At 51.0% G+C, this 11,847-nt stretch carries 11 protein-coding genes; all 11 read left to right on the top strand.

Annotated elements, in window-relative coordinates; all coding sequences use genetic code 11:
* Window positions 1–32: 32 nt before the first annotated feature.
* The 11 genes from ispC to rnhB all read left to right on the top strand — a co-directional run bounded on the left by ispC (window position 33) and on the right by rnhB (window position 11,834).
* Window positions 33–1,229 carry a 1-deoxy-D-xylulose-5-phosphate reductoisomerase gene (ispC, locus tag OGY01_RS18150; protein ID WP_286493477.1) on the top strand — a complete coding sequence of 399 codons (1,197 nt, stop codon included), beginning with the start codon at window positions 33–35 and terminating at the stop codon, window positions 1,227–1,229.
* Between the two features lie 313 nt (window positions 1,230–1,542).
* Window positions 1,543–2,301, top strand: a complete 759-nt coding sequence (ispU, locus tag OGY01_RS18145) for a (2E,6E)-farnesyl-diphosphate-specific ditrans,polycis-undecaprenyl-diphosphate synthase (protein ID WP_200011490.1) — start codon at window positions 1,543–1,545, stop codon at window positions 2,299–2,301.
* 12 nt (window positions 2,302–2,313) lie between these two features.
* Window positions 2,314–3,171: a phosphatidate cytidylyltransferase gene (gene cdsA, locus OGY01_RS18140; protein ID WP_045439989.1), complete on the top strand. Its 858-nt coding sequence runs from the start codon at window positions 2,314–2,316 to the stop codon at window positions 3,169–3,171.
* 11 nt (window positions 3,172–3,182) lie between these two features.
* Window positions 3,183–4,535: a sigma E protease regulator RseP gene (rseP, locus tag OGY01_RS18135; protein ID WP_045439992.1), complete on the top strand. Its 1,353-nt coding sequence runs from the start codon at window positions 3,183–3,185 to the stop codon at window positions 4,533–4,535.
* Window positions 4,536–4,564: 29 nt separating this feature from the next.
* Entirely contained in the window at window positions 4,565–6,979 is a 2,415-nt protein-coding gene (bamA, locus tag OGY01_RS18130; RefSeq protein ID WP_045440002.1) for an outer membrane protein assembly factor BamA, read from the top strand.
* A 122-nt stretch (window positions 6,980–7,101) separates the two neighbouring features.
* The gene (gene skp, locus OGY01_RS18125) at window positions 7,102–7,587 is read left to right on the top strand and encodes a molecular chaperone Skp (RefSeq protein ID WP_045440005.1); all 486 of its coding nucleotides are present in this window, start codon (window positions 7,102–7,104) and stop codon (window positions 7,585–7,587) included.
* A 3-nt stretch (window positions 7,588–7,590) separates the two neighbouring features.
* On the top strand, window positions 7,591–8,616 hold the full coding sequence (gene lpxD, locus OGY01_RS18120) for a UDP-3-O-(3-hydroxymyristoyl)glucosamine N-acyltransferase (protein ID WP_003018531.1): 1,026 nt from the start codon (window positions 7,591–7,593) through the stop codon (window positions 8,614–8,616).
* 229 nt (window positions 8,617–8,845) lie between these two features.
* On the top strand, window positions 8,846–9,301 hold the full coding sequence (gene fabZ, locus OGY01_RS18115; RefSeq protein ID WP_003018528.1) for a 3-hydroxyacyl-ACP dehydratase FabZ: 456 nt from the start codon (window positions 8,846–8,848) through the stop codon (window positions 9,299–9,301).
* Window positions 9,302–9,304: 3 nt separating this feature from the next.
* Window positions 9,305–10,093: an acyl-ACP--UDP-N-acetylglucosamine O-acyltransferase gene (lpxA, locus tag OGY01_RS18110; protein ID WP_045440007.1), complete on the top strand. Its 789-nt coding sequence runs from the start codon at window positions 9,305–9,307 to the stop codon at window positions 10,091–10,093.
* Window positions 10,093–11,241, top strand: coding sequence for a lipid-A-disaccharide synthase (gene lpxB, locus OGY01_RS18105; RefSeq protein ID WP_048222027.1), 1,149 nt, complete (start codon window positions 10,093–10,095; stop codon window positions 11,239–11,241). The genes lpxA and lpxB overlap by 1 nt, the downstream gene beginning before the upstream one ends.
* Window positions 11,238–11,834, top strand: coding sequence for a ribonuclease HII (gene rnhB / locus OGY01_RS18100; RefSeq protein WP_225760482.1), 597 nt, complete (start codon window positions 11,238–11,240; stop codon window positions 11,832–11,834). Before lpxB ends, rnhB begins: the two co-directional genes overlap by 4 nt.
* Window positions 11,835–11,847: the final 13 nt, after the last annotated feature.

The raw sequence follows: 11,847 nt of genomic DNA, 5'->3' as shown, positions 1-11,847 counted from the left end.
TTTTATCCTGTCTCAATTCTTCTGGATGTCTGATGAAGCAATTAACCGTTCTGGGCTCAACCGGCTCTATTGGTTGCAGTACGCTGGATGTAGTACGCCATAACCCGGAAAAGTTTCGAGTTGCTGCGTTGGTTGCGGGTAAAAATGTCACCCGCATGGTAGAGCAATGCCTGGAGTTTTCTCCCCGCTATGCGGTGATGGACGATGAAAAAAGCGCAGTGCTGGTGAAAGCCGCACTTCGGGAGCACGGAAGTCGCACTGAGGTGATGAGTGGGCAACAGGCAGCCTGTGATATGGCTGCGCTGGATGACGTTGATCAGGTGATGGCGGCGATTGTCGGCGCAGCGGGGCTATTACCGACGCTGGCGGCAATCCGTGCGGGCAAAAGTATTCTGTTGGCAAATAAAGAGTCTTTAGTGACCTGCGGACGTTTGTTTATGGACGACGTGAAACGCAACAAAGCGCAGCTTTTGCCGGTAGATAGCGAACATAATGCGATTTTTCAGAGTTTACCTCAACCTATCCAACACAATCTGGGATACGCTGACCTTGAGCAAAATGGCGTAATGTCCGTTCTGCTTACCGGGTCTGGTGGCCCTTTCCGTGAAACGCCATTGCAGGATCTGGTTTCAATGACGCCCGATCAGGCATGCCGTCATCCGAACTGGTCGATGGGAAGAAAAATCTCAGTCGATTCCGCCACCATGATGAATAAAGGTCTGGAATACATTGAAGCGCGTTGGTTATTTAATGCCAGTGCAAGCCAGATGGAAGTGCTGATTCATCCGCAGTCGGTGATTCACTCGATGGTGCGTTATCAGGATGGTAGTGTGCTGGCCCAGTTGGGTGAGCCTGATATGCGTACACCGATTGCCCATACGATGGCATGGCCGGAACGTGTGACGTCTGGCGCTAAGCCTGTCGACTTTTGCAAACTCAGTGCGTTGACTTTTTCCGCACCTGATTACCAGCGTTATCCGTGCCTGAAATTGGCAATGGACGCGTTTGAGCAAGGGCAGGCCGCGACAACCGCGCTGAACGCCGCGAATGAAATTACCGTTGCCGCATTCCTGGCGCAGCAGATTCGATTTACTGATATCGCACGTCTAAATTTATCCGTACTGGATAAGATGGATTTGCAGGAACCGCAGAGCGTTGATGACGTGCTGAGGGTCGATGCCATCGCCAGGGAAGTCGCCACAAAACAAGTGACGCGACTCTCAAGCTGATGATAATCCCTCTACGGGGGATCGTGCTATTTGTTAGCGTTGGGCTTCAGTGATATAGTCTGCGCCACCCGATTGTGGGTATTTGCTTTTTTTCGGTCGGGTAAGCCGTGGTTTGACACGGCTTTTTTGTGGATACACAAAATCATTCAGGTTGCATCAAGGCGGCAAGTGAATGAGTTCCCAGGAGCATACAATCAGTATGTGGCTGGGGCGAATGAGCGCAGCTAACAAAGAGGCAGCCTGAAGGATGAAGAGCAAAAGGCTTCAGTATTCCTGAGTACCGTAAAATCCTTTCAGGGACTAAAAACGCGTTATGTTGTCTGCAACTCAACCATTAAGCGAAAATTTGCCAGCACATGGCTGCCGCCATGTAGCCATTATTATGGATGGCAATGGCCGCTGGGCGAAAAAGCAAGGGAAGATTCGCGCCTTTGGGCATAAGGCCGGAGCAAAATCCGTCCGCCGGGCTGTCTCTTTTGCTGCCAATAACGGTATTGATGCGTTAACGCTGTATGCCTTTAGCAGTGAGAACTGGAACCGACCTGCGCAGGAAGTGAGCGCGTTAATGGAATTGTTCGTGTGGGCGCTTGATAGCGAAGTGAAAAACCTGCACCGCCATAACGTTCGTCTGCGTATTATCGGGGATATCAGTCGATTTAACTCACGTTTGCAAGAACGGATCCGCAAATCTGAAGCGCTTACCGCCCAAAATACCGGGTTAACGCTGAATATTGCTGCGAATTACGGTGGTCGGTGGGATATTGTCCAGGGAGTCAGACAACTGGCACAACAGGTGCAGGAAGGTCTGCTGCGTCCTGAGCAAATTGATGAAGAGATGCTTGGTCAACAAATTTGCATGCATGAGCTGGCTCCGGTGGATTTAGTAATAAGGACTGGGGGAGAGCACCGCATTAGTAATTTTCTGCTGTGGCAAATTGCCTATGCCGAGCTTTACTTTACGGATGTTCTCTGGCCCGATTTCGATGAACAAGACTTTGAAGGTGCGCTGCATGCCTTTGCTAATCGAGAGCGTCGTTTCGGCGGCACCGAACCCGGTGATGAAAAAGCCTGATGGGGGTCGCTTTTGCTGAAGTATCGCCTGATTTCTGCTTTTGTTTTAATACCCGTGGTCATCGCGGCGCTGTTTTTGTTGCCGCCGGTGGGGTTCGCCATTGTTACGCTGGTCGTTTGTATGCTGGCAGCCTGGGAATGGGGACAGTTAAGCGGTTTTGCCACTCGCACGCAGCGAGTCTGGCTGGCGGTTCTGTGTGGGCTACTGCTGGCACTGATGCTGTTTTTGCTGCCTGAATATCATCACAATATTCACCAGCCGCTGGTTGAATTGTCGCTTTGGGCGTCGTTAGGCTGGTGGGCTGTAGCGCTATTACTGGTGTTATTTTACCCCGGTTCAGCGGCAGTCTGGCGTAATTCAAAGGTATTACGCATAATTTTCGGCATCTTAACCATTGTCCCTTTCTTTTGGGGAATGCTGGCGCTACGAGCCTGGCATTATGATGAGAATCATTATAGTGGCGCGGTATGGCTGCTCTATGTCATGATCCTCGTCTGGGGAGCGGATTCTGGTGCGTATATGTTTGGAAAGCTGTTTGGCAAGCATAAACTGGCGCCGAAGGTCTCTCCTGGTAAAACCTGGCAAGGTTTTATTGGCGGACTCGCCACTGCTGCTGTGATCTCATGGGGTTATGGTATGTGGGCGAATCTTGATGTTGCGCCTGTCACCTTGCTCATTTGCTCTATCGTTGCAGCCCTGGCCTCCGTGTTGGGTGACTTGACCGAGAGTATGTTTAAGCGTGAAGCAGGTATTAAGGACAGTGGTCACTTAATCCCAGGGCACGGTGGTATTCTGGATCGCATTGATAGCCTGACGGCTGCAGTACCGGTCTTTGCTTGCCTGTTGTTACTGGTATTCAGGACACTCTAACGGATGGTCTTATGCTGAGTATTCTCTGGAATCTGGCTGCATTCATCGTCGCACTCGGTGTGCTTATCACTGTGCATGAATTTGGTCATTTCTGGGTTGCCCGGCGCTGTGGAGTCCGTGTCGAGCGCTTTTCCATTGGCTTTGGAAAAGCGCTTTGGCGTCGTACCGATAAACTGGGTACTGAATACGTCATCGCCCTGATCCCACTCGGCGGCTACGTCAAAATGCTGGATGAGCGTGCTGAGCCGGTTATACCGGAGCTGCGCCACCACGCCTTCAACAATAAAACAGTTGGGCAACGTGCTGCCATTATCGCTGCAGGCCCAATTGCAAACTTCATCTTTGCTATTTTTGCCTACTGGTTGGTCTTTATCATCGGTGTCCCTGGTGTGCGTCCGGTTGTTGGTGAGATCACACCTAATTCGATCGCCGCTCAGGCGCAAATTTTGCCTGGTACGGAACTAAAAGCTGTTGATGGCATCGAAACCCCAGATTGGGATACTGTGCGGTTGCAGCTGGTCTCCAAAATCGGCGATGAGCATACGACCATCAGCGTGGCGCAGTTTGGCAGCAACCAGCGACAGGACAAAACGCTGGATCTGCGCGATTGGGCATTTGAGCCGGATAAAGAGGATCCTGTCTCTAGTCTGGGGATTCGCCCGCGCGGTCCGCAGATTGAACCGGTGCTGTCAGAAGTGCAGGTTAACTCCGCTGCAAGCAAGGCGGGTTTGCAAGCTGGCGACAGGATCGTTAAAGTCGATGGTCAACCGCTAACGCAATGGATGACGTTCGTGATGTTGGTGCGCGATAATCCAGGTAAGCCGTTAGCGCTCGAAATTGAAAGGCAGGGGAGTCCCTTGTCTTTAACATTAATCCCGGATACCAAACCGGGTAATGGAAAGGCGGAAGGTTTTGCGGGCGTTGTGCCTAAAATTATCCCTCTGCCTGATGAGTACAAGACTGTACGCCAGTATGGGCCGTTCAGCGCCATCCTCGAAGCCACGGATAAAACGTGGCAGCTGATGAAGCTGACGGTCAGTATGCTGGGAAAATTGATTACCGGTGATGTAAAACTGAACAACCTCAGTGGGCCGATTTCTATCGCCCAGGGGGCTGGGATGTCAGCGGAGTTCGGGGTAATTTATTACCTGATGTTCCTTGCGCTTATCAGCGTGAACTTAGGGATAATCAACCTGTTTCCGTTGCCCGTTCTTGACGGGGGGCATCTGCTGTTCCTGGCGATTGAAAAGCTGAAGGGCGGTCCGGTATCCGAGCGGGTTCAAGACTTTAGTTATCGCATTGGCTCTATTTTGCTGGTGTTGTTAATGGGGCTTGCACTTTTCAATGATTTCTCTCGGTTGTAAGAGAGTGTTAGGAAGAACGCATAATAACGATGGCGATGAAAAAGTTGCTCATAGCGTCGCTGCTGTTTAGCAGCGCCACCGTATACGGTGCTGAAGGGTTCGTAGTGAAGGACATTCATTTCGAAGGCCTACAGCGAGTCGCCGTTGGTGCGGCTCTCCTTAGTATGCCGGTGCGTACAGGCGACACGGTTAATGATGAAGACATCAGTAATACCATTCGCGCCCTGTTCGCCACCGGAAACTTTGAGGATGTCCGCGTCCTGCGCGATGGTGATACCCTTCTGGTTCAGGTAAAAGAACGTCCGACGATTGCCAGCATTACTTTCTCCGGTAACAAATCGGTGAAAGACGACATGCTTAAGCAGAACCTCGAGGCGTCTGGCGTGCGTGTTGGCGAATCTCTTGATCGCACAACCCTTGCCGATATCGAAAAAGGCCTGGAAGATTTCTACTATAGCGTCGGTAAGTACAGCGCCAGTGTGAAAGCGGTGGTAACACCGTTGCCGCGTAACCGCGTTGATCTCAAACTGGTGTTCCAGGAAGGTGTATCGGCGAAGATCCAACAGATCAATATCGTCGGTAACCACGCCTTTACAACCGACGAGCTTATCTCTCACTTCCAACTGCGTGATGAAGTGCCGTGGTGGAACGTCGTAGGCGATCGTAAATATCAGAAACAGAAACTGGCGGGCGATCTCGAAACCCTGCGCAGCTACTATCTGGATCGCGGTTACGCTCGTTTCAACATTGACTCCACGCAGGTCAGCCTGACGCCGGATAAGAAAGGTATCTATATCACTGTCAACATCACAGAAGGCGAGCAGTACAAACTTTCTGGGGTGCAAGTGAGCGGTAACCTTGCCGGACACTCTGCCGAGATTGAGACCCTGACGAAAATCGAGCCGGGCGAACTCTATAACGGCACCAAAGTGACCAAAATGGAAGATGATATCAAGAAGCTTCTGGGTCGCTATGGCTATGCCTACCCGCGTGTACAGTCGCAACCTGAAATCAACGATGCAGACAAAACCGTAAAATTACGTGTAAATGTGGATGCGGGTAACCGTTTCTATGTTCGTAAGATCCGTTTTGAAGGTAACGACACCTCTAAAGATTCCGTGCTGCGTCGCGAAATGCGCCAGATGGAAGGCGCGTGGTTGGGTAGCGATCTGGTCGATCAGGGTAAAGAACGTCTGAATCGTCTGGGCTACTTCGAAACCGTGGACACTGATACTCAGCGTATTCCGGGTAGTCCGGATCAGGTTGATGTGGTCTATAAGGTGAAAGAACGTAACACCGGTAGCTTCAACTTCGGCGTCGGTTACGGTACAGAGAGCGGCGTTAGCTTCCAGGCGGGCGTTCAGCAGGATAACTGGTTAGGTACCGGTTATTCGGTCGGTATTAACGGCACCAAAAACGACTATCAGACCTATACTGAGTTGTCTGTTACCAACCCGTATTTCACCGTTGATGGTGTCAGCCTTGGTGGTCGCGTCTTCTATAACGACTTTGAAGCGGATGATGCGGATCTGTCCGACTATACCAACAAAAGTTATGGTACAGACGTAACGCTGGGCTTCCCGATCAACGAATACAATACGTTGCGTGCGGGTCTGGGTTATGTGCATAACTCCCTGTCTAACATGGATCCACAGGTTGCGATGCAGCGATATCTGGTTTCCATGGGTGAGAATCCTGATGCTGATAGCTTCAAATCGGACGATTTCACCTTCAACTACGGTTGGACATACAACAAGCTGGACCGTGGGTACTTCCCAACGGAAGGTACGCGTGTCAACCTGAACGGTAAAGTGACGGTTCCTGGTTCTGATAACGAATACTACAAAGCGACGTTGGATACTGCGACCTATGTGCCGATCGATGACGACCATAAATGGGTTGTTCTGGGTCGTACTAAGTGGGGTTACGGTGACGGTATAGGCGGCAAAGAGATGCCGTTCTATGAGAACTTCTATGCCGGTGGCTCCAGCACTGTGCGTGGCTTCCAGTCGAACACTATCGGTCCGAAAGCCGTCTATTTACCGGCTAATCGTTATAATAATGATGACGATTATGACAACGAGTGTGACACTACCAATACTGCACCGTGTAAATCGGATGATGCTGTGGGCGGTAACGCCATGGCTGTCGCCAGCCTGGAGTTTATTACTCCGACGCCGTTTATTAGCGACAAGTATGCCAACTCGGTCCGTACTTCCTTCTTCTGGGATATGGGTACCGTTTGGGATACTAACTGGGATTCGGCCAAGTACTCTGGTTATCCAGACTACAGCGATCCGAGCAATATCCGTATGTCTGCAGGTATCGCATTACAATGGATGTCCCCATTGGGGCCGTTGGTCTTCTCCTACGCCCAGCCGTTTAAGGATTATGAGGGAGACAAAAAAGAGCAGTTCCAGTTTAACATTGGTAAAACCTGGTAATTGTTCTTCACAAAGGAATGTAAGAGTTGTGTAGCGATGACTTTAGGCGATCTTGCATGGGATCGCCTGGCCACGCAAAGAACTGCATCTTCGGATGCAAATGGGATGGTAAGGAGTTAATTGTGAAAAAGTGGTTATTAGCTGCAGGTCTCGGTTTAGCGATGGCAACGTCTGCACAGGCTGCCGACAAAATTGCAATCGTCAATATGGGTAGCCTGTTCCAACAGGTTGCACAGAAGACTGGTGTTTCTAATACGCTGGAAAATGAGTTCAAAGGCCGCGCCAGCGAACTGCAGCGTATGGAATCCGATCTGCAATCTAAAATGCAGCGTCTGCAATCTATGAAAGCGGGTGCCGATCGTACCAAGCTGGAAAAAGACGTTATGGCACAGCGCCAGACTTTCTCTCAGAAAGCGCAGGCTTTTGAGCAGGATCGTCAACGTCGTTCCAACGAAGAACGTGGCAAACTGGTTACTCGTATCCAGACTGCTGTGAAATCTGTCGCTAGCAGCCAGAGCATCGATCTGGTCGTTGACGCGAACACCGTTGCATACAACAGCAGCGATGTAAAAGACATCACCGCCGACGTACTGAAACAGGTTAAATAAGTAATGCCTTCAATTCGACTGGCTGATTTAGCAGAGCAGTTGGATGCAGAATTACACGGTGATGGCGATATCGTCATCACCGGCGTAGCGTCCATGCAATCTGCGCAAACTGGCAATATCACATTCATGGTAAACCCTAAATACCGTGAACATTTAGGCGTATGCCAGGCTTCTGCCGTTGTGATGACGCAGGACGATCTTCCTTTTGCTAAGAGTGCCGCGCTGGTAGTGAAGAATCCCTACCTGACCTATGCACGAATGGCACAAATTTTAGATACCACGCCTCAGCCTGCACAAAATATTGCACCCAGTGCAGTGATCGATGCGACGGCGAAGCTGGGTAATAATGTCTCTGTTGGCGCAAATGCGGTCATCGAGTCAGGCGTAGAGCTGGGCGATAACGTGGTTATCGGCGCAGGTTGCTTCGTCGGAAAAAACACAAAAATCGGTGCAGGTTCACGCTTGTGGGCCAATGTGACGATTTACCACGATATTCAGATCGGTGAGAATTGCCTGATCCAGTCAAGCACAGTCGTCGGATCTGACGGCTTTGGCTATGCAAACGATCGTGGTAATTGGGTGAAGATCCCGCAGCTTGGTCGCGTCATTATTGGCGATCGCGTCGAGATTGGTGCCTGTACGACAATCGATCGTGGCGCACTGGATGATACCGTGATCGGCAATGGTGTTATCATTGATAACCAGTGCCAGATTGCGCATAACGTTGTGATTGGCGACAATACGGCTGTAGCCGGTGGCGTCATTATGGCGGGTAGCCTGAAGATTGGCCGTTACTGCATGATTGGCGGCGCCAGCGTGATCAATGGGCATATGGAAATATGCGACAAAGTCACGGTAACTGGCATGGGTATGGTGATGCGTCCTATTACTGAACCTGGCGTCTACTCCTCAGGCATTCCGCTACAACCCAACAAGGTATGGCGTAAAACAGCTGCACTGGTGATGAATATTGATGATATGAGCAAGCGTCTCAAAGCAATTGAGCGCAAGGTTAATCAACAAGACTAACGTTCCACCTGTACACAACATCGTTCAAGCTGCATTGAAGCGGCAATTGAGTGAAATCCCGGGAGCTTGCGCAGGTAAGTGACTGGAGTGAGCCAAGGCAGCCAACAAAGCGGCAGCTTGAAAGATAAAGTGTATGTACGTGCCATCCTTTTACGGCCTGTCACATTCATGCGATTGCGACAGGCCGTGTTATTATTGCCTTTTAGTATATTTTGACAGGAAGAGTATTTTGACTACTAACACTCATACTCTGCATATTGAAGAGATTTTAGAACTTCTGCCGCACCGTTTTCCGTTTCTGCTGGTTGACCGTGTGCTGGATTTTGAAGAAGGTCGTTTTCTGCGCGCAGTGAAAAATGTATCCGTTAACGAGCCTTTCTTTCAGGGCCATTTCCCGGGTAAACCGATTTTCCCTGGTGTGCTGATTCTGGAAGCGATGGCACAGGCAACGGGTATTCTGGCGTTTAAAAGCGTAGGAAAACTGGAGCCGGGCGAACTGTATTACTTCGCAGGAATTGATGAGGCACGCTTTAAGCGTCCTGTCGTGCCAGGCGATCAGATGATCATGGAAGTGACTTTCGAGAAAACGCGCCGCGGCCTGACCCGTTTTAAAGGGGTTGCGTTGGTCGACGGTAAAGTTGTGTGCGAAGCAACAATGATGTGTGCCCGTAGCCGGGAGGCCTGATACGTGATTGATAAATCCGCCTTTATTCACCCAACTGCCATTGTAGAAGATGGTGCCAGCATTGGCGCTAATGCTCACATTGGCCCATTTTGTATTGTTGGACCCCATGTTGAAATTGGTGAGGGTACCGTACTGAAGTCTCACGTAGTCGTGAATGGTCATACCAAGATTGGTCGCGATAACGAGATCTATCAGTTTGCCTCCATCGGTGAAGTGAACCAGGACCTGAAATATGCTGGCGAACCGACCCGTGTGGAAATTGGCGATCGTAACCGCATCCGCGAGAGCGTCACCATTCATCGTGGCACAGTGCAGGGCGGTGGGTTGACGAAGGTGGGCAGTGATAACTTACTGATGATCAACGCGCACGTCGCGCACGATTGTACGGTGGGTAACCGCTGCATTCTGGCGAATAACGCCACGCTTGCCGGACATGTTTCGCTGGATGATTTTGTTATCATCGGTGGCATGACAGCGGTGCATCAGTTCTGCATCATTGGCGCGCACGTGATGGTTGGTGGCTGTTCTGGCGTTGCCCAGGATGTTCCTCCATACGTTATTGCCCAGGGCAACCATGCGACGCCGTTTGGCGTCAACATTGAAGGTCTGAAGCGTCGTGGATTCACTCGGGAAGCGATTACTGCGATCCGCAATGCCTATAAAGCGTTGTACCGCAGCGGCAAAACGCTTGACGAAGCGAAACCGGAAATCGCCGAACTGGCGAAGCAGTACCCCGATGTTCAGGCCTTTAGCGATTTCTTTGAGCGCTCAACGCGTGGTCTGATTCGTTAATGACTGAGCAGCGTCCTTTAACGATTGCCCTCGTCGCCGGAGAAACCTCCGGCGATATTCTTGGTGCAGGATTAATTCGAGCACTCAAGGCTCGCGTCCCCAATGCGCGATTTGTTGGCGTTGCAGGTCCGCTGATGCAGGCTGAAGGCTGTGAAGCCTGGTACGAAATGGAAGAGTTGGCGGTAATGGGCATTGTTGAAGTGCTTGGACGCCTGCGCCGTTTGCTGCATATCCGCGCTGATCTAACTCGCCGTTTCACCGATCTCAAGCCGGATGTTTTTGTCGGTATTGATGCGCCTGATTTCAACATTACCCTCGAAGGAAATTTGAAAAAGCAGGGCATTAAAACCATTCATTACGTCAGCCCCTCCGTGTGGGCATGGCGACAGAAACGCGTTTTCAAAATAGGCAGATCCACCAATATGGTGCTGGCCTTTCTGCCTTTCGAAAAAGCGTTTTATGACAAATTTAACGTCCCGTGCCGCTTTATCGGTCACACCATGGCGGATGCCATGCCGTTGGATCCTGATAAAAATGCGGCTCGTGATGTTCTGGGTATTCCTCATGATGCGCACTGTCTGGCATTGCTACCGGGAAGTCGTGGTGCAGAAGTGGAAATGCTCAGCGCTGATTTTCTGAAAACAGCGCAGCTATTACGTCAACAATACCCGGATCTCGAAGTCGTGGTTCCGTTGGTCAATACCAAACGCCGAGAGCAGTTTGAACGCATCAAGGCTGAAGTGGCTCCAGAACTTTCCGTACATATGCTTAATGGAATGGGACGTGAAGCCATGGTTGCCAGCGATGCTGCGTTGCTGGCCTCTGGTACGGCTGCGCTGGAGTGCATGCTGGCGAAGTGTCCGATGGTTGTCGGCTATCGTATGAAACCCTTCACGTTCTGGCTGGCGAAGCGTCTGGTGAAAACCGATTATGTTTCTCTGCCGAACTTGTTAGCGGGAAGAGAACTGGTTAAAGAGCTGCTGCAGGATGAATGCGAACCGCATGCATTGGCACAAGCGCTGTTGCCGTTGCTCGCCAATGGTAAAACCAGCCATGCGATGCATGACACTTTCCGTGAACTGCACCAGCAGATCCGTTGCAATGCCGATGAACAAGCGGCGGATGCTGTCCTGGAGTTAGCACAATGATTGAATTTGTTTATCCACATACGCATTTAGTGGCGGGTGTGGATGAAGTGGGGCGCGGTCCTTTGGTGGGAGCCGTTGTGACTGCGGCCGTTATACTTGATCCTGCGCGTCCGATTGTCGGGCTCAACGACTCCAAAAAATTGTCGGAAAAGCGTCGTCTGGCACTTTACGATGAAATCAAGGACAAGGCGTTAAGCTGGAGCCTTGGGCGAGCGGAACCGCATGAAATTGACGAGCTGAATATCCTGCATGCCACCATGCTGGCTATGCAGCGTGCGGTTGCAGGTCTGCATATTACGCCTGAATACGTACTGATTGATGGAAATCGTTGCCCGGCATTGCCGATGCCGTCGATGGCGGTAGTGAAAGGTGATAGCCGCGTGGCAGAGATCAGCGCTGCGTCTATCCTGGCGAAAGTCACACGTGACGCTGAAATGGCGGCGCTGGATATTATTTTTCCGCAGTATGGCTTTGCACAGCACAAAGGCTACCCAACCGCTTTTCATCTGGAAAAGCTGGCAGAGCATGGCGCTACAGAGTACCACCGTCGCAGCTTTGGCCCTGTCAAACGCGCACTGGGACTCGCGTCCTGATTCTTGTGTCGAG

It is taken from the genome of Citrobacter sp. Cm038, from assembly GCF_030333105.1.
Taxonomy (GTDB): domain Bacteria; phylum Pseudomonadota; class Gammaproteobacteria; order Enterobacterales; family Enterobacteriaceae; genus Citrobacter; species Citrobacter murliniae.
This window is presented reverse-complemented; position numbering and strand designations above follow the sequence as displayed.

Excerpts from the sequence above, each read along its gene's own strand:
- lpxB (WP_048222027.1), top strand. The coding sequence starts at position 10,093 with ATGACTGAGCAGCGTCCTTTAACGATTGCCCTCGTCGCCGGAGAAACC.
- lpxD (WP_003018531.1), top strand. The coding sequence starts at position 7,591 with ATGCCTTCAATTCGACTGGCTGATTTAGCAGAGCAGTTGGATGCAGAA.
- bamA (WP_045440002.1), top strand. The coding sequence starts at position 4,565 with ATGGCGATGAAAAAGTTGCTCATAGCGTCGCTGCTGTTTAGCAGCGCC.
- ispC (WP_286493477.1), top strand. The coding sequence starts at position 33 with ATGAAGCAATTAACCGTTCTGGGCTCAACCGGCTCTATTGGTTGCAGT.
- rseP (WP_045439992.1), top strand. The coding sequence starts at position 3,183 with ATGCTGAGTATTCTCTGGAATCTGGCTGCATTCATCGTCGCACTCGGT.
- rnhB (WP_225760482.1), top strand. The coding sequence starts at position 11,238 with ATGATTGAATTTGTTTATCCACATACGCATTTAGTGGCGGGTGTGGAT.
- ispU (WP_200011490.1), top strand. The coding sequence starts at position 1,543 with ATGTTGTCTGCAACTCAACCATTAAGCGAAAATTTGCCAGCACATGGC.